Consider the following 21031-nt stretch of genomic DNA (forward strand, 5'->3'; position numbering starts at 1 on the left):
CCTTTCTAGAAACGAATCAGGACTTTACCCTTAGGATGACCATTGGCCACTAGCTCTAGGGCTTCATTGACTTGCGCTAAACTGAACTCAGTTGGATCAATCGCAGGCACGATATTTTCACGTTCCACGATTTTAGTAATCTTGGCTAATTGCGCACCGTCACTGCGGACAAAAATAAAATGATATTGGACACCCGCTTTTTTTGCTTGCCGGTCAAGTTGCATACCAGCCATTGAGAAGAGCATCGTTTTGAAGAATGATAACTGATGATCTTGTGCGAAGCGGCGATTAGGTCCCATTCGTAATGAAAGTAAGCGGCCACCTGGTTTTAAAACTGACAACTCGTGTGCCAATTCTCGCTTGCCAATCGTATCAATCACATAGTCTACTGGGGCGAGCTTTTCCCAATAATTTTCTTTTTTATAATTGAAATATTGTGAAATACCCATTGCAGCCGCAGTTTCTTCACCACGGGCATTCCCACTCACCATCACTTTCAAGCCCAATTCTTTCGCAATTGGAATGGCCAATTGACCAAAGGAACCGGAGCCACCTGGAATCATCACACTTTGACCAGGTTGTGCGCCTAATTCTTCTTTGAACCCCTGATATGCAGTCAAGCCGGTTAAAGCAACCGCAGCGGCATGTTCAAAATCAAGATTCTTAGGCTTTAAAGCAACTGCTTGTTCATCAATCGTCACGAATTCCGCAAAGGCACCAATTTTAGTCAGCGGCAACCGTGAATAGATTTCTTCACCAACGTGAAAACGTTGGACCTTTGACCCAACCGCAGTCACAATGCCAGATAACTCATTTCCCATTGTGACTGGCATGGGATAATTCTGAATCAACTTCACACTGCCACTACCAATCAGATGTTCGATTGGATTGACGGCGGCGACTTTAACTTGCACTAAAACTTCATTTTCACTTGGCGTTGGGGTCGGAATGTCACGAACGACCAACTTAAAATCTGACTCGTATTTGGTTAACTGCGCTGCTTTCATATTTTTAAGCTCCTCTTAATTGTTATAATGATTAAGTAACTTTTATCTAGTTTTGTAACTCAAAATCAGTTTAACAAACTAAGTTACAAAAATCAAATAAAGTAACTTTTTTTATTTTTTGTGTTAAACTATTGAAAAGCACCAGACGTTGAAAGGAGAATCCACATGGCACAAAAGACTCGTGACAAAATTATTGCCACCGCCCAAAACTTAATTGACCAGACCGGTGATGCTGGAATCACTTTAAACCAAATCGCCGAAACGCTGGGCATGACCCACGCAGCGATTTATAAACATTTCCGAAATAAACAAGCTCTTTGGGAAGCCGTTGCGGCAACTTGGTTCAAGCGCGAAATTATCGATAAAATCAAACTTGTTAAGAGTGATGAGCCAAAAAACCAATTGCACGATTGGTTGTGGGCTTTCGCCAAGGCTAAAAAAGAGACCTATAACACTAACCCGCGAATGTTTACACTCAACACGGAATACATTGACAACAATCCGGAGGCCCTCCGACAAGTTCTCCTCGATGCCGACCAGATCATCGATGACATTATGGACTACCATGACCCCCACCATGAACGTGCTGAAATGATCCTCGCTGCCTTCGCAATTTTCAGTTTGCCCAACTTTAAAGAAACTTGGAATGAGCCTGACTACCAAGTCCGCTTTGAACGCCTCTGGAAATTGATTGAAAATGGGCTCTAATAAAAAGCAAGCAGCTGAGTCCAAAATTGACTCAGTTGCTTGCTTTTCATGCTAATTTTCACGATTCTCAAACGCAACTTGCGCCGTAATCTGATAATCACCAGGTTGTTCAATCGTCGCTGAACGTCCAGCAATCTTTTCCATCCCACCGGTAATCACCGTGGATGCTAGGTATAACTTATAATCCTCATGGGCATCATGTACATCCGTCAGCCCAACACGGGTCAAGTGTCCAACCGGTAATTGATCAATTTGATTAATCCCAGCGTAGACCGTCATTCGATGATCCTCGAGTTTCAATTGTGAATAGGGAATCTGGATGCCTTGACCAATCGCTGATACAGGCTCGCCAGTTGTCTTAACTTGCGCCATGATTTCTTTATCGCTCAAGCCACCGTAATCCAGACGAACAATATTGGCTGCTTGGAGTTGATCCACAATCTGATGGACATTACGTTGCTCTTCATGTGATGTTTTAACCGCTGCCGGCAACAATTCTTGACCATCAAAAATCCCATTGGCCGGAATATACGGCTGTTGGGCCCCTTGACGCGCTTGCTTTTCAGCCGCAAGTGCCTCTTTGGGCTTCCCACCTAATATCTTTTCAATTTTTGGCGATAAATCATACTTCGCCTTTTTATTGGTATAGTAATAAATCACATTCAAGGTAATGAAGTAAATCAGTACTAAGAAAACGAGCATATACAGCAAGCCCCGCATCCAAGCACCATTCCGCATCAATTGAATCGCCACATAGCCGAGATATAAGTTTCCGGCAATCCCAATGGCAATATAAATTTGGTTTTTGATTTTTAAATTAACGTTAACATAACCGAGGGCGTGGTTGATCATATCTAAGATACTAAACATTGATTACTCGCCCCCATTAGTTGTGGTGTCGTTCGCGTTTTCCGTAGTTGTCGCAGAACTTGAATTCGTTGTGGAAGACGATTCTTCGGCGCCATTGTCACTGGTCGAACTTTCTTCGGAACTGGAGCTACTCTCAGTCGTCGAGCTTGCGGAATGGTTATTCGTCGCTGAAGAACTGTTAGTATCTTGATTATCAGTATTAGTACTACTGCTCTCTTGTGAGCTTTGATTATCTGAATTAGACGACGCACTACTTTCGTCGGATGAACTATTATCACTATTTTTATCGCTAATGTTTTTGTCACTGGTAGCACTACTAGAAGTCGATACGACTTGACTGCTGCTAGCCTTCGCACCGTTGACCGTGTTCGTTGTTTTATTCACAACCACGTTGGTGGCACCCAACGCTAAAACGATCGAAACAATTGCAAATGGTGTAATAAATGGTGGTGTTCGATAAGCCATCGATGTCATTCCCTTCCAATCTTTCTATGCGATATTCTCAATCTCTAATTAAACCATGGTTAACCATCAAATGCATTAAAAGTGGTCGAAATTAATAAAGTCTTTAGGACAAGTCTACCACGGTCCGACCGACTTTTGCGCAAAAAAAAAGCCGACCTCGTGTCGACTAATTTGCCTGGACCCCTTTTGCCGTACATTGATCACACAAGCCATAGATTTCCATCCGATGACCGGTAATCGTACAACCAGGGAGTTGGGCTTCGTAGGCATCCAATGGGCAAGCTTGTAACTCGATCACGCGCCCACAATTTGAACACACAAAATGATGGTGGTGCTGATGCTCAAAATCACATTGGTATTTCACTAAAGTTTGATTATCTGCTGATTTTACTTCTAACAAACCCAGCGTTTCAAATTCTTTGATATTGCGATAGATCGTATTATGACTCATGCCGGCAAACAAGGTCCGCATATGTTCATCGACAGCTGAAATCGCCACATAGTGATCTTGATAGGTCACTAGATAGTCTAACAATGCGTGCCGTTGCTTGGTTATTTTTAATTGGTTTCGTCTCAAAATTGATACCGCTTGTTCCAATGTTGCTTCCATGGCGCCGGCCTCCGTTCACTAAATCATAATCATTACTATTTAGTTTAGCATACCCACCATGGAAAGTGAATTAATTCGCCGACTGTGGGTCGGACTGATATTGCATAATCAATTGATCTAATTCCTGTTGCGTCTGTGACCAATCATCATTGACGATGACTTGAGCGTGACCGACCAATCCAGCTGGCAATTGTTGATCACGTAAATATTCTTTACTGGCAACCCGTCGCTCAATCCGGACTTGTTGATCGCCACGTTTGGTTAACCGATCGATCAAGGCTTGCTGATTGCTGACTTCCAAATAAATGATGACAGCTTGCTCACCAAGCTCACGCGCGTATGTCACCGCGCCCGCTGTATCGAGAACGATACTAATGAAAGGCGCCTTTTTCCAACCAGCCGCCAGTCCTTCACGCGACGAACCATACTGGTTGCCACTGTATGTCACGTGCTCCAAATAATGCTTCGTTGGAAAGCTCGCGGCCGTTTCAAAATAATAGTCTACCCCATCCTGTTCACCCGTTCTTGGCAAGCGAGTTGTGTGCGTTATGACTTGTGGTATGTTATAGTGTTCTTTCAAATACTGGCTGACGGTCGTTTTACCACTGCCAGTCGGGCCAGTAATGACGAAAACTTTGTTATGGGTCATGGTTTTAATTCTCCTAATTTTACATTTTCTGTAAGGCTTTTCATTTGCATTACACCGCGGAACCGTGTATAGTTATCAATCTGTAAGGTTCACAGATGATGTAAGCATCTCGTAGCAAAACCAAACAATTTTCAGAAGGAGGTTTTGTCACATGAAATTTCAAACGACAAACAGCTGGTTCAGTATCGTTCTGGATACCCAGCGTCAATTATTCGTTGCAACTGACAAACTTCATCCAGAATTGCGCGCTGAAGGCGTTACAATCGAAGATGCAGTTGCTAACTTGAAAACTCAAGCCTAAAAATCGTTCATTATAATTAAAAAATTGATGTACCTTTTATCTTGCTCTAGTTTCATAGTTTAAAAATTACTGGTAGCCGTTTATGCGACGGTGCCAGTAATTTTTTTGTGCTCAATTAAGCTCGTCGCTTCAGTTATTCTGGACTGACGCCGCAACCAATTGTGCTGACCAGATAGGCTAAAACGCCGAAACTAGTGCGACTTGGCTTTGAAAACCCGCAAAGTTTCGTTTCAAAAACATTTTTAGGCTGTCATTATTTTTCAACTTACGAACACAATTTTCATAACACTTTTTTCAACAATCATTCAACCGAATCGTCAGTTTAACTTTTTCTCAATATAGTCATTGGCTTGATCCAACAATTCTTTCAAATTATCATAAGTCAACCGTTCACGAGCCGTCGCATAATCGAACCAACCGTTGGCGCTGATTTCAATTTTTTGACGGGTCACCGCAACGCCAGCTGGCACTTCACTGACAAATAACGTCATTTGTTTCCGATTGCCGTTTGGCAAATCATATTCGGTGTACCCTTTAAATTTGGTATCCAAGGTAACTTCTAGTTGCGTTTCTTCACGAATTTCACGTAGGGCCGCTTCTGCTAACGTTTCTTCGCCCTCAACGTGCCCCTTTGGAAAGCCCCAAAAATCGCTGGTAGCACTTTGTAATAAGAGATATGCGGGATGACCATCCTTTTGCTGATAAATCACGGCACCGCTGGTTACTTCAATACTCATTCAACCAATTCCTCCTAAGTTCAATCTCAACTAACTACCTAGTAGTATAACATCTTCATTGTTAGCCTAACGTTAAAATTGCGCGCAAAAGTCCACCTAACGCCACACCTTGCCGTGCATCCGATCGACTTTCAGCCAACGTTTCCGCTACCGCAATATGCAGCCATTGATTCGCTAATTCCAAACTCCGTGTTAACGAAAAGCCACGTCCCAACAATCCGGCGATGACCGCCGCTAAGGTATCGCCTGTGCCATTATAGTGACCAGCTAACCGCGGTTCTCCAACAAATTGTACCCCATCAGCGGTTAGCCAGGCGCAGCCAATCTGATCATTTTTCGTCACATCTGTAATCACGGCATGCGCACCCGGCTTTAACAATTTTTGTAATTGACGCAAGACACTCGGTAAATTCGGCTCAGCTGTATAAGGCACCCCCGCCAGTAAACTCGCTTCAGTCACATTTGGCAAGATCACATCTGCTAATTGGATCAATTGGCGCATTGCCGCCACGTAGTCGTCATCGAAACCAGAATATAATTGACCCAGGTCACCCATAACGGGGTCAACGACTAACAGGTCTAATTTTTGTTGTGCCAGATAATTATGTAGCAACTGGCAAAGTTCGACCGTGCCGACATAACCAATCAGACCTTGTTGAAAATCCAACTGGGCTTGCGTCCAATGGTCAAAAACTCGTGGTAACCAGTCCGCTAAATTCACCACTGCGGGGACACCGTAACCACTCGTATGCGTTGATAATAAGCTGGTTGGCAACGCTGCCACCTGATAATTCATCGCGGTCAATACTGGGACCGCTGCACTCAACGAAATCCCACCGACTGCCGATAAATCTTCTGCCACTAACATTGATGACATTTAAATTGCCTCCTCACAGACCGTTTTTCACTAATCATCTTATCAGAATTCATCCCTATTGTAACGACTAAAAGTTCGGTTTGCTGGGCTAATAAACCAGTTAGCGCAGTCACTTTTTAAATTAAAGCCAAATTCTAATTGACTTTTAATAATCAGTCACGGTATTATGTGAGCATAGTAAATTGTCGAATAGTTACAATGAGCTGTTAATAATAACTAAAAAGGAGACACTGTTTATGGGGATTCGTCAGCGCTTGTTTCAGAAAGAAAATCTGTCGCGCTATTTACAAAAAGACAGTCAATTTGAGCGGACCCTATCCGCCATTGACTTAATTGCACTAGGGATTGGTGCGGTGATTGGGACTGGAATTTTTATTTTACCTGGGACCGTTGCTGCCACTAAGGCCGGTCCAGGAATCATTTTATCCTTCGTCGTGGCGGCCATTGTATGCGCCCTAGCCGCCATGTGTTACGCGGAATTTGCATCCGTGCTACCAGTTGCTGGTTCCGCTTATTCCTATGGGAACATCGTTTATGGTGAGTTAGTTGGTTGGATTATCGGTTGGGCCTTGGTCCTGGAATACGTCCTAGCGGTGGCGGCTGTCGCCGTTGGTTGGGCAGCCTACTTTAATTCATTTATCGCCGGCTTTGGCTTGAAGTTACCCAAAGCCATCACCGGTTCTTTTGACCCAGCACATGGCACTTACGTCAACCTGGTCGCGATTTTAATCGTTTGCCTGATTGCTTGGATTATTGACGAAGGGCTTAAAACTTCTGTCCGTTTAAACAATATTATTGTTGCGGTGAAATTAGCCATTATTGTTATTTTCTTATTGGTCGGCTCATTCTACGTGAAGCCGTCAAACTGGACGCCATTTGCACCATTTGGCGTGTCAGGGATTTTCAAAGGCGCCGCCGTCGTCTTCTTCGCTTATTTAGGATTTGACGCGGTTTCCTCTTCCGCAGCGGAAGTTAAGAACGCTAAAAAGAATATGCCGATTGGGATTATCGGGACCTTAGTCGTTTGTACCATCTTCTATATTATGGTCTCCGGTGTCTTGACTGGGATGGTTTCTTACAAATTGTTGAACGTTGACGATGCGGTTACCTTCGCCCTACAACTCGTCCATCAAAACTTTGTCGCCGGAATTGTTTCTATCGGGGCCTTAGCTGGCATGTTCACGATGATGGTCACCATGATCTACAGTAGTTCACGGTTACTCTACTCCATTGGTCGTGACGGCTTGTTACCAAGTTTTTTGGGCAAAATTGACAAACATCATGCGCCCAAACATGCGATGATCACAGTCACGGTGGTTATTTCACTGCTGGCGGGCTTCATTCCACTTGATCAGTTAGCTAACTTGGTTAATATTGGGACCTTAATTGCCTTTACCTTCGTTTCATTCGGAATTATCTTATTACGTCAGAATCCGACCTTGAATAAAATTAAGGGATTCCGGGTGCCATTTTACCCCGTTCTCCCAATTGTTTCTGGTTTGTTGTGTCTCTTCATGATGACCCAACTTTCCATCGAAACTTGGGCGGCTTCACTAGCTTGGTTCGTTTTCGGACTAGTCATCTACTTTAGCTACGGCATGCATCACAGTAAAATGAATCAAAAATTGGATTAAGAAATCCTTTGCACTAGCAAACGCTCAGGCCAATTGTCTGAGCGTTTTTAATCGGCGTTAATGACAGCGGTTACAATAACCGTTATACTAAGGGCAACTATCTTAAAGGAGCGTGATTTTCAATGTTACCACCTAAAGAAATGCACGAAGCTTGGAAGATCCATCACGAACGCGTTTATAACATTGCCCACGACTACCCTTGGTTGATTCCAGCCTTGACCATCTTACACACGATTCCGGTAGCCATCGCAATTAGTGGCTTTTATAAGACCCATCGTAAATATCTCGAGCTTAAGATTGAACGAGAAAAAACTAAACGTGAAGCTTTAGAAAAGGTTGATAAAGTGGAAAATGTCGTTAAATCCGTCCATTCACATCACCCAATGCACCATGGTTGCTAATTAACAGTCATTCAAAAAAGGATCTGATTGATGAGACAGAACTGTCATCAAACAGATCCTTTAGCTTAGAAAACACCAAGAATGTAGTAGTACCAGTAACGACTCACCTAAATTTAGCGCTCCCTCAGTCAAAATCGGTGTGCCGTGGGGGACGGCGCCAGCCACAGTACGGTCTGCCACCTCCATTCAAAGCCGATAAAACACGTCTTTGAACTGCCCCGTAAGATTAGTCAGCCAAGAACGCCGACTAATCTTACTGACACCGCACACCGATTTTGACTGACTCCGCTAAACATAAATAACTACTGACTTGGCTGGAGGTTGTTGTTGATAACATCAGACGTGCAGGTGGCGTTTGTCCGACGTTTTTGGTCGGACTTACACCACGAACGGTCTGGAGATTTGCGGTATTGGCAATGCTTCCGGGCGAGGCTCAAGACGTTTCTGAGGCTTGAACCAGCCCTCATCCGCGTGTTATCAGCAACAACCGAAAGCGGCCGTAATTGACTATCAACACCTGCTTATTGACATAGTGGCACAAACCGGCAATTTTTAACTTTCACCCTTTAGCTTACACATGAATCTTAACGTTCACATTATCGCCCAACAATTTGGCCACCGGGCACCGAGTTTCCGCAATCGCCAACCAGTGAGCCGCAGTGTCCAGATCTACTTCTGGCACCGTGACTTTAGCATCCAAGAAAAATTGATAGCCAAAACGATCACGGGACATTTTGACAGTCGTTTCAACCTTGCTTTGGTGCGGCACATCGTGTTCTTTTTCAATTGCCTCAAGGGTCGCGTTTAAACAGGTACTTAACGCTAACCCAATCAATTGTTCCGGGTTCGAACCAGGATCGGGTTTAGTGGGGCTAGCCACTGGCACCCGCATGCCATCTTCAATATAGGCTTCACCATGAATACCATCTTCATTAATTGCTTTCGTCGTATACAAAATTGGGAATTCAGCCATCTTTGCCATCTCCAAATTCAAGTTATTCTCAATGTAGCACAGGCTGACCACCATGTCAGTACTTAGGTCTAATCCTTGACCATTCCGTCCTTAAATAGCGTTATAATAATAGCTAAAACTAATAATAATTATGAAGGATAATCCTATGAAAAATAATCAATTTGCAATCGTACCCACCGATTCAGAAGCGGCCATTGCAGAACTCACTAAAATTCATTTTATCACCGCAGACATGGCTGACTTAACGACCGTTCCAGCGGTTTATCGTGCTCTATTGGCAAAAAGTTTTCCAGAAGTTCACTCCGATGCTGGTTTGAGACACAAATTCGCTAATTTGATGGCTACCAGCCAACACACTTTGGCAGAGTGGTTAACTACTGCTACCGTCGTCAACAATCAAGTCTTTTACAACGTTGGCTTACAATTATTAGGCTTCCTACCCGGTCATGATTTTGACCTGGCTGATCCGTTGCTTGCCATGCGTGATATCCATCTCCCCATGGTTGGCGAATCCGCCTTTGACCGCGAATCACTCTACTACGCTTGGTACCTCCTCTTAAACACGCGGGGTGTTCAAGGCCAGACCTTGATCGAACTACTGACGACACGAGGATTCTTTGCACCATTTTATCAGGTCGACAATAGTCAAAAACCGTTATTCTTTAATGGTAAGGCCCAAGCGGTCTTTGATACCGACAAACTCATCCGTGAGGTCGTCTATGTCGAAGCGCCACTGGATACTGACAACGATGGTCAACGAGACTTATTGAAAGTCGAAATTTTACGGCCAGCGGAAACTAATCATGGCTTAAAGGTGCCAGTATTATATACGGCCAGCCCTTATAACCAAGGGATCGACGACCAGGCTGGCAAAGCCCAGATGCACAATGTCGATGTCCCGTTGACTGCGAAAACGCCGGACAACCACAGTTATGCCGATATTGAATTCAAATCAGCAGCACCTAAATTACCGGCAAGTCGTCCTGTCGATGAAACCACCACTGAAGCGGAAGAAAGCTTTGGCCGTGAACGTTCTTACACCTTGAACGACTACTTCTTAGCGCGTGGCTTTGCGGTCGTTTATGCCGCTGGGATTGGTTCGGTAGATTCCGATGGACTGGCACCTACTGGCGATGAAGATGAGACCACGTCAACGATTGCCATCATCGAATGGCTGACTGGCAAACGAAACGCCTTCACCACGCGTGATGGTGATGTCGCTATTAAAGCTTGGTGGACAAACGGTTCCGTTGCCATGACGGGACGCTCTTATCTAGGCACCCTGGCCACCGCGGCCGCAACCACTGGCGTCGACGGGCTCAAGACCATCATCTCAGAAGCAGCGATTTCCAGTTGGTATGATTACTACCGTGATAACGGCTTGGTCGTTGCGCCCGATACTTTCCAAGGTGAAGATACCGACGTGCTCGCCGCCGAAGTCTTTTCACGAAGTCTCAAGGCTGGTGATGCCCATCATATTCAGGTTAAATTTGACCAAAAGCTGGCCGAATTAACCGCTGATCAAGACCGTGAAACTGGGAGTTATAATCGTTTCTGGGACGAACGGAACTATCTGAAGAATGTCGACAAAATTAAGGCTGATATCGTGATGGTCCATGGTCTCAATGACTGGAACGTCAAGCCGCGCAATGTCGCTAATTTATGGGATAAGCTTCAAGACGTCCCTGTCGCTAAAAAGTTGATTCTACATCAAGGACAACATATTTACATTAACAATTTGCAGTCGCTCGACTTTACCGACATGATGAATCTCTGGCTCAGTCACGAGCTCTACGATTTGAATAATCATGCCGAAGCGCTCTTACCAAATGTCTTGGTTCAAGACAACACAGCCGCTGAAACTTGGACCGCGCACGATAATTGGTGGGAAGATGCCGATCAATCACTTGATTTCAAAGTGCAATATAAAGAACTCGTCCCCGCCGACCACCCAGTTGATCAACGGGCGGCTCACTTTACCGACAAATTGCCTGACAAATTGTTCAAACACTATCAACAACATTTGGATGATTGGCAAAATGACTTACTCAGTGAAGATAAAACGAATCCGTTATATAATCACCGATTATTATTCAAATCATGGCAAACGCCCGCGGATCAGCTTCTAGTTGGTCGACCACGGGTCAGTGGATCAGTGGCAGTCAATCAAAGCTTTGGGATGTTGAGTTTCATGTTGATTGACTTTGGTTTAGCGCAACGGTTAACGGTTAGTCCGCAATTGATTGCCGCTAAAGCACTCGACCTCGGCTACCATTGGCGTGAAGACGACCTGAAGGACTTCAAGTTAGCCCCCGAAACGCCATTCAAAATGATCACAAAAGGTCATTTGAATTTGCAAAATCGGCATGAACCTTGGCACGCTGAGACCATTCAGCCTAACCAATTCAATGACTTTAGCGTTGAACTCCAGCCAATCTTTCATCGCCTACTTGCCGGCCATCAACTAGGTCTCGTGATTTATGCGACCGACATGAAGATGACAGTGCGTGGCAATCAGGATTTACAGTACTCATTGAACTTAAATGATATTAAACTCCAGATTCCATTGAAAACATTAAAAGCTAAATAATCATACAATCTAAAAGCACCAACCACGTCAAATTGTGGTTGGTGCTTTGCTATCAATTATTATTCACTTTCGCAATCTGATTAGCAATCAGAGCCGTTAACTTCTTGTTCCCAGTTGGATTGGGATGAACATTATCACTTGCAAACCAGGTACTCTGATTCAACGATTCAGTATACCAATCGATGACATGCACATTCGAATACTTGCTACCCGTCGCATTTATCTGGCGGTTCACTTGATTTTGCCAGCTTTGGGTTGGCACGTGCGCGGTCACCCAGAAAATCTGATGGTCACTACCAATCGCATTGACAACTTGGTCCGCCTGCTGACCCGTAATCGAACCATTCGTCCCAATGTTAATCAACACATTGTGTGCCAGCTGACCTTGTGATTTCAAGGCACCGATAATCCCAGGAACCTCTGTCACTTGGCGACCCACTTTGCCTTGGACCGTGGTTGCCGGAATCACTTGCTGTAAATCACTCGAAACGTCCAACAAGACTGAATCTCCAACCGCCGTTAAGGCCGTGTTATTCATTGCCAAAACAACTTGTGGCTTCAATTGATAATCCGTTGCCACCTTTTTCTGGGGCTCGGATAATTTGTCAAAGGCCTGTTTCGTCTTCAACTTTTCAGTTGCCACCTGCTTAGACTCAGCAGCGGCTTTTTCCGCTGCTTTCTGCCGTTTAAGCGCGGTTTCATTTTGCTTTTTAACCGTCTTAGTATTCTTCGTAATTGTATTCTGAATAGCGGATTTCTTATTGCTCGACGCCTTGCTTGGCTGTTGCACGAAGCCCACCGCCGTGATGACAAACAGAATAGTCGTCAAACTCACAATCGTTCCAGTTACCCGATTGAAATGCGGTGCCCGAATAAAGTCACGAATATCCGTAAACAATTGGCCATAATCATAATGCCGCATTGGATTTTCAATGAAGCGATAACTCAGTTCAGTGACTAACAAGATTAAAGCAACTTCAATCAAACTGTTAATCATCGGATGGTCACCAATATTGTGCACTTTCGTTTCATAAAAGATCATCACTGGAAATTGATACAAGTAAATCCCATAACTACGCTGACCAATATAAGTGAAAACTGGATTGGTTAGAATTCGATTCATATGACTCGCAGGATGGGCCACAGTCGCGACCAATATTCCCGATAAAATCGTAAAAATCAACATGCCACCGCGATAGGTAAACGCCGATTGACCAGACATTTTGAAAAACATCACAATCAGTGCAACTAATGACACCCCACCTAACGCATCTAAGGTCACCTGATTACCAAAGTTCACATTCTGCGGCAACTCGCGTGATGGCCAAATAAAAGCTAGTCCCGAACCAATCAAGATTGCGAACATCCGGGTATCAGTGCCATAGTAAACCCGATTCGTATTCGCTGGGTCATATAATAAAGCCATTCCCAATGCCGAAATCAATGCCGCCACCATCATGATGACAAAAATTCGACTGCGTTTCTTAAAGACTAATAATAAGAAGATAACCACTAGCGGCCAGAAAAAATAATACTGACCTTCAATTGAAAGTGACCACAAATGTGTAAACGGTGACTCGCCGTTAAAACGATCAAAGTAACTCTGACCGTGACCAATTTCAAACCAATTGTAAACGTACAGTAAATTGGTCATCACGGTCGCCCGTATATTTGTCAGTAACGAACGCTGGAACAACGTAATATACGCCGTTGTAGCCAGCAACATCGCGACTAACGCTGGGTACAATCGCCGCAACCGCCGCCCATAAAAACTCAATAAGTGAATTGAATCGTGATTTTCCCATTCTTGCAGTAAGATATCAGTAATCAAATAGCCAGAAACGACGAAGAAGATTGGTACACCTAAGTATCCGCCTTGTAGTGACGCTGGCATTAAGTGATAGATGATGACGCCCAGGACCGCCAAAGTCCGGATGCCATCAAAGCCGGTGATGTATCGCCGCGGATGCATCTTATGTCGATTCATCCGTCGCATCGTGCGACTCATGTTCACGCCCTGCAAATTTTCGTTCATTTCCCATTACCCCTTGATTTGTCTCTGTCAGTAACCAATTACCCTTATACTCAATATCGCCAATATGACTACTATAATATGCAATACACCCGCTTGACTAGTATTACTCGACCTTCTTTAGTTATTTTTATTAACCGTTTTATTTGTTAAACATATAACTCACAGTTCAACATGTTTCACTTAATTTCTCAACCAAAAGCGCTGGGGTAATCGTCGTAAAATTACCTTCGCAGCGATCACCACAAGGATTACCTTGATTAGCCCTGGAATTAAGAACGGCATAACGCCAGTATTAAAAGCGGCCGTAATCGATAAATTGGCTGATAAAACTAACCAGTATGCACCCGCTAAGAGTTGCATTACCGCCCCAATTATGTTTCCAAAGATTAAAGCTGGCGTTTGTTTGGTATATTTACTAAAGGCACCAGCAATCCATATATACAAGAAGAAGCCCCACAAATAGCCACCAGTTGGCCCAAAAAGCGCGGCCAAGCCGGCAGTACTGCCAGCAAACACTGGTAACCCAATTAACCCTAGTAATAAATAAAACCCAATTGCCCAGGTTCCCACTAACGGTGGCACAATACTTGCTATCAGCCCAACCGCTAACGTTTGCCCGGTTAAAGGAATCAAGCCGATTGGAATCGTCATTTTCGAACAAATTGCTAGCCCAACCGCCAATTCTGCGGCAATAATCAGCCGACTTAGTTGCGTGTGTTTAACCATGATAATCCCCCGTCAATAAATTTACTTTCGTAATCTCACCGGAACTTACCCGTTGCACACGACCCGACGGCAATTGTACAACCAAAGCCCCCGTCGAATCAATATCTTTCACGATTCCAGTTAAACTTTTTGTGCCACTTTTCAACTCAACTTGTTGATTGATGACCATGGACAAACGTCGATAATCGGTCATGAAATCACCAGTTGTATAAGTCCGATACCCCGTTAGAAATTCCGTCAATAATCGACTAATGACTTGATTGCGCGTCACAGTAGTCTGACTGACTACCGCGCCGGCCTTGGCCGCTAGTTTTTTAGGAAAATCAGTGGTCGTCAAATTGATACCAATGCCTACAATGACGGTCGAAACTTGACCAGATTCCAAATCCGCCATGGCTTCTGACAAAATCCCAACAACTTTATGCTGATTCACCAAGACATCGTTGACCCATTTCAACTCAACTTGAACCGCAAACAATGCCGCTAATGTCTTCGTGACGGCTACCGCGGTACTTGTCGTTAACAATCCCGGATCAAACGGCTGCTGTGGTTGTACTGGTAACCCAATACTCAAATAAATTCCCGTTGACTCTGGCGAATAAAAGTCGCGACCAGAACGACCATACCCCGCCGTTTGCGTATCCGCAACGACTACCGTTGGCTGCCTTAAAGGCGCTTGGCTGGTCCAGCGCTTGAGATACGCATTCGTTGAATCAACCGTTGGTAACACAATCAGTTGCGGGGTCATCTCAGCTGGCAAGCAACTTTGAATCACCGAAGCACTTAAGCGATTATTCGCCACATACCGATACCCCCGGCCATGACGGCTTTCAATCGTGTACCCCGCTGCTTGTAATCCCTGAATCGTTTTCCATATTGCGGTCCGGCTAATACCAAATTGTTGCGCTAATGCATCACCCGAACGATATTCCGGTGCGACTTTGATCAATTGTTGCAAAATTTCAGATTGCGTTGCCATCCGCACGCCACCCCTTTTAAATTCGTTAACCCATTATTCCATATCGGTTAACAAAGGACAATCGATTTGCTAATTTTGTAATATTACATTTCTTAAGCTGGAGAATGACGCATTTAAAAGCACCATCACGCTCCTTTTGACCCTCACTCGTTAACAGTGGTAAGATAATGACAATCATGTGCCAATTACGGCATAAATAATCCGAAATTAGGTGATCATTTGAAACAAGGAACAACGATCCTCACACTCGATAATGGCTACCATTTATGGACCAACACTCAAGGCGAAGGCGACATTAAGTTGCTTTGCTTGCACGGTGGACCTGGTGGCAATCATGAATACTGGGAAAACTTTGGCGAAAAGTTAGCTGACTTAGGCGTCCAAGTCACTATGTATGACCAATTAGGCTCATTCTATTCAGATCAACCCGACTATTCTGACCCTGAAATTGCCAAGAAGTATTTGACTTACGACTACTTTTTGGATGAAGTGGAAGAAGTTCGTCAAAAGCTTGGTTTGGACAACTTCTATTTAATCGGCCAATCATGGGGCGGCGCGCTTGTCATGATGTATGCTTTGAAATATGGTCAACACCTTAAGGGTGCCATCATTTCAAGTATGGTCGACAACATTGAGGAGTACGTGGTCAACGTCAACAAATGTCGTGAAGAATGTTTACCTGCCGATGCCGTGGCTTACATGAAACAAAAAGAAGCTGAAGGCAACTGGAACGATCCACAATATCAAAAGTATGTGGATGTGTTAAATGCCAACTATGTTGACCGCAAACAACCTAAAGCAATCTCACATTTGATTGATACGACCGCAACTCCTGTTTACAATGCCTTCCAAGGTGACAACGAATTCGTGATCACTGGTAAGTTGAAGGAATGGGACGTCCGCGACCAAATCCATAACATCAAAGTGCCAACATTATTGACCTTTGGCGAGCACGAAACGATGCCACTCGCTTCTGCTCGGCGGATGGCGCGTGACATTCCTAACTCACGCTTAGTGACTACACCAAACGGTGGCCATCATCATATGATCGATAATGCCCCCGTTTACTTCGACCATTTGGAACAATTTATCAAAGACGTCGAAAACGATACATTTAACAAATAAGCCCTTAAATCCTGTCAGCTTGCTGGCGGGATTTTTTTAATCACTACTTTGGGACTGAGTCATTTTCTATTTAAGATGCCAATTCAGTGGAGGTACTCAAATGACAGCGATAACTGAAATTTATCCGAAACGTGAAAACGAGCCAGATGTGTCATAGTTATTTTGGACTACTAATCAACAGACCAATCCCTCTCATTGGAGCATACTCGTTGACCCGAAGTAGACCACTTCAATTTACCAATTAGTAATAGTTGTTTCCTTTTATAATTATTACTATACTGAGCTTAACAAATTATCAGTCTATCAAGATACACGTTTCTACACATACACATTAAAACTTTTCTTTCAAACTGACTCACTTCAAGCTAATCCTTGCTGCGAGTCAATTTGTGTCATATCAGTAATTCTGAAAAAAGCCCAGAAACTTCTCGTTTTACCTAAGTAGTTGCTTGTCTCACAAATTCATATACTATAACTATTGTTATTAAACTGTATTGGAGTTGAGCGACAAATGTCGAAATCAAATCAAACAAAACGTTGGCTAGTCTCGATTGCAGCCGGAATAACGTCACTCTTAATCATGTCTTTGGTTTTCACCATCAAGGGCGTTACGCCGTTTGGCAATCACAATTTACTATTCAGCGATTTAGGTGGCCAGTATTTATCCTTCTTTACGGCCTATCGACACGCCCTTTTAACGCACAGCTTTCAACTCTATTCCTTTTCACAATCGCTGGGTGGTAACGCGCTTCCAACAATTGCCTACTACTTACTAAGTCCCTTTAATTTACTCATCTTGCTGTTTCCAGCAGCCAATATTCCGACTGGTCTAACCGTTATCATCCTTATCAAAATTGGAATAATTGCATTCACCATGACTCTTTTTCTGCAAAATCACTTTCAAACGGAACACTGGTCAATTGCTCTTTTTGGCGTCGCCTTTAGTTTATCGGGCTTCGTTGCTTTAAACTATTTCACGATTATGTGGTTGGATGCACTCATTTGGCTACCACTGGTTATTCAAGGTTTAGAACACTTAGTCAAAACCGGCCGTCGTGGGCCATTTTTCTGGTGGCTATGGGTCAGCATCGTGACCGACTACTATCTCGGTTACATGACTTGCCTATTCGTTGTTTACTATTTCATCACGCAACTAGTCACGATGAAACAACCGGGCAGCTCCTTTTGGCAGACAGTAAAAAAACAGCGGGCTTTAATTGGACGGGTGGTCACAACCGCCATCTTGAGTGGCTTAAGCACGCTATTTATCTTAATTCCAACCGGCTTAGGGATGTTGCAGACGGCTAAATCAGCAGTCAAACTCAGCTATTATTTACCGGTTCCTCAATTTGGACTCAGTGCTTTCAGCCAATTGGGCCTTGGTGCTAATAACTACGTCACCCGCCTGTATCATGATCCCACGGTCTTTAGCAGTACACTCGTGATCTTATTAGTCCTCGTTTACTTTGTTCATCCCCAGATCAGTCGGCAACAGAAATGGCATAATGGTGGCTTGCTTGTAGCCTTGTTATTGAGCATGGAAATTAACACTCTGAATACCATCTGGCACATGTTCCAACGACCGGCCGGGTTCCCCTATCGTGAAGCTTTCTTCGTCAGCTTTGTGTTGGTCATGATTGCCTGTGAAGCTTGGCTGGCACGGCCAGAAAAGATCGGCCATCGCTGGCAATGGGGGTTACCGCTGATTTTAGGGGCGGTCTTAACGCTCGGGTGGTTTGCTCGCCGTGGGACTTCTTCACCACTGGCAATGTCGACCTGGTTACTCAGTCTGGGCCTAGTTGCGGTTACCGCTGCGGTTCTATTTATCACGAACCAGCGTTTACGAGTGCTCCTATTAGCGGGAACCGTTGCCACTGAGCTCACCGCCAACGGCGTCCTTAGCATGCAACATTCTCCGTTGGGCAATCAAGCAACCTTCGTGAAAGCCTATCAAGTAGAATACCGTCAGATGCATGCAGTTAATGATCCAGACGGCCAGTTATACCGGGTTGAAAATGACAATACGCTGATTAACCAAGCCTATAATTACAATACAGAATACCGAAATTATAATGATCCCATGTTGTTCAACTTTCATGACATTACTTATTACAGTTCAACCTTTGATAACCAAACACGGCTAATGCTCAAATCACTCGGCTTATTTAGCAAAAATGTTCGCCGGGTCAGTTCTGAAGGTTTAAATCCGGTCAGTGCGCTCTTGTTAGACATCAAATACGACGTTACCTTGAGCCAAAATGGCCAGTCCACCACGAAAACGATGAGCCGAAATGGCTTGGGGTTTACCGTGACCGATGCCTTTGCACAATTAAAGTTGCATGCCAATAGCGCTATTGATAATCAAGAAAATATCTTGCAAAGCTTGCTACCAAGTAACACGCCATACTTTGCAAAAGCGACCATTTTAAGTGATCAGGTCACGACTGATCCGAAGGCGACCACTTTTCATGAGCGCCATACAATCAAATTACGGCTGAACAATACTGGCGACTTATACTACGATGACGCCGCTGGCCAAACTAAATATTCAACCATGCGCGTCAATGGCAAACTCGTCCCAAGCAAGTTTAACGCTGATGGTGACCTGACACTGCGAGACCTCGGGGCTTTCAATAAAGGCGACATCGTGACATTAACCGTCAAACGCACCCGCAAGACTTTGGGGACACATGTTCACTTAGCCGGTCTCGACGTCAACAAATTTATTGCACTCACTGAGAGTCTGAAAAAGGAGAGCTTCAAAGCAACGTATCACGTTACCGGCACACAAACCGTCGTCACCGGCAATGTTAACAATCGTTCAAACCAGCACTGGCTCTACGTGACCATTCCGGCAGACCGCGGTTGGCAAGTCAGCGTCAACGGTCAGACCGTTGAGACCAAAACAGTTCTCGGCGGAATGCTGGCTGTGCCAATCACGGCCGGTCAAAACCAGGTTAAATTGGTTTATCATGTTCCAGGGTTCCGCGCTGGAATCGCAGCTTCTATGATCAGCTTGCTGACTTTTGGTACCCTGGTTTATTTCCGACGCAAACAGGCTTAAGTTCTAACTTCAAGAATTAAGAAAGGCGCTGTCAATCCAATTTAGGTTGACAACGCCTTTTGGTTATTCAGTTTCGTCGCACAAGATATTGGTCAATTGTTGCCGTTCAACGTGAGCCAAGCCCCAATCACAGATTGTATCCAATACTGGGATAATTGATTGGCCATTATCAGTCAATTGATATGCCACGTGTAAGGGTTGTTCATGAAAATCATGCCGCTGAACTAACCCGTCTGCGATTAATTGTTGTAACTGCTCCGCTAAAATCTTATGCGTCACATTCAGTGTTCGTTGTAGCTGGTTAAATCGTCCCTCACCATCGTCTAGCTCATATAAAATCAAGATTTTCCATTTACCACGAATCATCTGCATCGTGGCATCAAACTCATTTGCGTACATTTTCAGCCCCCCAATAGCCCAGTTACCAAAAAGTGCGTACTAGGCAAATCGTCAATTCAGACTATACTTATCTCTTGTCTTCGTCAAATCAGAAAATTTATATAAAGGAAGTTTATAATCAAATGAAATCATTAATTGTTATTACTGGTGCCAGTTCGGGGTTTGGAGCTGAAATGGCCAGAATTTTTAACACTGACCAACACCCTTTACTGTTGCTCGGACGTAACACTGACAAAATTGCCGCATTAAATCTCACCGGTGAAGTCATGATTAAACACGCTGACGTGACCAATCAAGCCGAGTTACAGGAAGCCATTGGAGCAGCGGAGAAAGTTTACGGTCCGACTGACTTGTTAATCAATAACGCCGGCGTGATGCTACTCGGTAATGTTTGGAAGCAATCGTCAACCGAATGGCAAACGATGCTTGATACTAACGTGATGGGCGTTTTGAATGGGATGCAACTCGTGCTCCCACAAATGACTGAGCGCGAACACGGTACCATTATCAACGTGTCGTCGATTGCCGGCTTCAAGGCCTTCCAAAATCATGCTGCTTACGTTGCCAGCAAGTTTGGTGTCCACGGATTGACGGAAACCATTCGTCAAGAAGTCGCCGCTAAAAATGTTCGCATTATGCTCGTCGCTCCCGGCGCCGCTGAAACGAACCTGTTGACCCACGTGACCGATGACCATGCTTTAACAGAATACGAAGCCTGGAAACAAACCATGGGTGGCATTACACTGAATCCAAAACACGTTGCAGAAACCGTGAAGTTCATGTACGAAATGCCTCAAGCAGTGAATATTCGCGAAGTTGATATCGCGGCCACCCGCCAAGATAGCTAGCTGAAAAAAGTTGTGCCCGCCTTGGGACACAAC

Annotated in this window: 20 protein-coding genes; 8 read left to right on the top strand and 12 right to left on the bottom strand. The window is 44.3% G+C overall.

All coding sequences use genetic code 11. The features are described from left to right. Positions 1–5: 5 nt before the first annotated feature. The gene (locus tag FFM64_RS01180) at positions 6–1007 is read right to left on the bottom strand and encodes an NADP-dependent oxidoreductase (protein WP_137606167.1); all 1002 of its coding nucleotides are present in this window, start codon (positions 1005–1007) and stop codon (positions 6–8) included. A gap of 165 nt (positions 1008–1172) precedes the next feature. On the opposite strand from FFM64_RS01180, the gene FFM64_RS01185 reads away from it, so the two are divergent. Next, positions 1173–1715, top strand: a complete 543-nt coding sequence (locus FFM64_RS01185) for a TetR/AcrR family transcriptional regulator (RefSeq protein WP_137606168.1) — start codon at positions 1173–1175, stop codon at positions 1713–1715. A gap of 51 nt (positions 1716–1766) precedes the next feature. Here FFM64_RS01185 and FFM64_RS01190 read toward each other — a convergent pair whose 3' ends face one another. The 4 genes from FFM64_RS01190 to FFM64_RS01205 all read right to left on the bottom strand — a co-directional run bounded on the left by FFM64_RS01190 (position 1767) and on the right by FFM64_RS01205 (position 4309). After that, positions 1767–2585: a DUF6681 family protein gene (locus FFM64_RS01190; RefSeq protein ID WP_137606169.1), complete on the bottom strand. Its 819-nt coding sequence runs from the start codon at positions 2583–2585 to the stop codon at positions 1767–1769. A gap of 3 nt (positions 2586–2588) precedes the next feature. Continuing rightward, entirely contained in the window at positions 2589–3050 is a 462-nt protein-coding gene (locus FFM64_RS01195) for a hypothetical protein (RefSeq protein WP_137606170.1), read from the bottom strand. Positions 3051–3216: 166 nt separating this feature from the next. Next, positions 3217–3660 (bottom strand): Fur family transcriptional regulator, encoded by a 444-nt coding sequence (locus FFM64_RS01200; RefSeq protein ID WP_137606171.1) that lies wholly within the window; start codon positions 3658–3660, stop codon positions 3217–3219. Positions 3661–3730: 70 nt separating this feature from the next. After that, positions 3731–4309 carry a guanylate kinase gene (locus FFM64_RS01205; protein WP_137606172.1) on the bottom strand — a complete coding sequence of 193 codons (579 nt, stop codon included), beginning with the start codon at positions 4307–4309 and terminating at the stop codon, positions 3731–3733. 151 nt (positions 4310–4460) lie between these two features. Here FFM64_RS01205 and FFM64_RS01210 point away from each other — a divergent pair, with 151 nt between their 5' ends. After that, a complete protein-coding gene (locus tag FFM64_RS01210; RefSeq protein ID WP_137606173.1) occupies positions 4461–4610 on the top strand; it encodes a hypothetical protein in 150 nt (49 codons plus the stop codon). 317 nt (positions 4611–4927) lie between these two features. On the opposite strand, the gene FFM64_RS01215 is transcribed toward FFM64_RS01210, so the two are convergent. Both FFM64_RS01215 and FFM64_RS01220 read right to left on the bottom strand, forming a co-directional pair. Then, entirely contained in the window at positions 4928–5347 is a 420-nt protein-coding gene (locus FFM64_RS01215) for a bis(5'-nucleosyl)-tetraphosphatase (RefSeq protein WP_137606174.1), read from the bottom strand. A 61-nt stretch (positions 5348–5408) separates the two neighbouring features. Continuing rightward, positions 5409–6224 carry a PfkB family carbohydrate kinase gene (locus FFM64_RS01220; protein ID WP_137606175.1) on the bottom strand — a complete coding sequence of 272 codons (816 nt, stop codon included), beginning with the start codon at positions 6222–6224 and terminating at the stop codon, positions 5409–5411. Between the two features lie 236 nt (positions 6225–6460). Between FFM64_RS01220 and FFM64_RS01225 the strand changes: the two genes are divergently transcribed. Further along, complete coding sequence (locus FFM64_RS01225; protein WP_137606176.1) at positions 6461–7858, top strand: amino acid permease; 1398 nt, start codon at positions 6461–6463, stop codon at positions 7856–7858. Between the two features lie 122 nt (positions 7859–7980). After that, positions 7981–8259, top strand: a complete 279-nt coding sequence (locus FFM64_RS01230) for a transposase (RefSeq protein ID WP_137606177.1) — start codon at positions 7981–7983, stop codon at positions 8257–8259. A gap of 571 nt (positions 8260–8830) precedes the next feature. Here the strand turns inward: FFM64_RS01230 and FFM64_RS01235 are convergent. Further along, a complete protein-coding gene (locus tag FFM64_RS01235) occupies positions 8831–9232 on the bottom strand; it encodes an OsmC family protein (protein ID WP_171000252.1) in 402 nt (133 codons plus the stop codon). Between the two features lie 145 nt (positions 9233–9377). Between FFM64_RS01235 and FFM64_RS01240 the strand changes: the two genes are divergently transcribed. After that, entirely contained in the window at positions 9378–11822 is a 2445-nt protein-coding gene (locus FFM64_RS01240) for a Xaa-Pro dipeptidyl-peptidase (protein WP_137606178.1), read from the top strand. Between the two features lie 52 nt (positions 11823–11874). Here FFM64_RS01240 and FFM64_RS01245 read toward each other — a convergent pair whose 3' ends face one another. From FFM64_RS01245 to FFM64_RS01255, 3 genes are all read right to left on the bottom strand, one after another. Then, complete coding sequence (locus FFM64_RS01245) at positions 11875–13857, bottom strand: acyltransferase family protein (RefSeq protein ID WP_137606179.1); 1983 nt, start codon at positions 13855–13857, stop codon at positions 11875–11877. Between the two features lie 180 nt (positions 13858–14037). Then, complete coding sequence (locus tag FFM64_RS01250; RefSeq protein ID WP_137606180.1) at positions 14038–14583, bottom strand: biotin transporter BioY; 546 nt, start codon at positions 14581–14583, stop codon at positions 14038–14040. Beyond that, positions 14576–15562 carry a biotin--[acetyl-CoA-carboxylase] ligase gene (locus tag FFM64_RS01255; RefSeq protein WP_137606181.1) on the bottom strand — a complete coding sequence of 329 codons (987 nt, stop codon included), beginning with the start codon at positions 15560–15562 and terminating at the stop codon, positions 14576–14578. Before FFM64_RS01255 ends, FFM64_RS01250 begins: the two co-directional genes overlap by 8 nt. Before the next feature lie 219 nt (positions 15563–15781). On the opposite strand from FFM64_RS01255, the gene FFM64_RS01260 reads away from it, so the two are divergent. Beyond that, positions 15782–16687, top strand: coding sequence for a proline-specific peptidase family protein (locus FFM64_RS01260; protein WP_137606182.1), 906 nt, complete (start codon positions 15782–15784; stop codon positions 16685–16687). A gap of 511 nt (positions 16688–17198) precedes the next feature. Further along, the gene (locus FFM64_RS01265) at positions 17199–19751 is read left to right on the top strand and encodes a YfhO family protein (protein WP_137606183.1); all 2553 of its coding nucleotides are present in this window, start codon (positions 17199–17201) and stop codon (positions 19749–19751) included. 63 nt (positions 19752–19814) lie between these two features. On the opposite strand, the gene FFM64_RS01270 is transcribed toward FFM64_RS01265, so the two are convergent. Next, a complete protein-coding gene (locus FFM64_RS01270) occupies positions 19815–20150 on the bottom strand; it encodes a winged helix-turn-helix transcriptional regulator (protein WP_137606184.1) in 336 nt (111 codons plus the stop codon). 122 nt (positions 20151–20272) lie between these two features. Between FFM64_RS01270 and FFM64_RS01275 the strand changes: the two genes are divergently transcribed. Continuing rightward, complete coding sequence (locus FFM64_RS01275; RefSeq protein ID WP_137606185.1) at positions 20273–20998, top strand: SDR family oxidoreductase; 726 nt, start codon at positions 20273–20275, stop codon at positions 20996–20998. Positions 20999–21031 lie beyond the last annotated feature (33 nt).

Source organism: Lactiplantibacillus daoliensis, assembly GCF_005405005.1.
GTDB lineage: Bacteria > Bacillota > Bacilli > Lactobacillales > Lactobacillaceae > Lactiplantibacillus > Lactiplantibacillus daoliensis.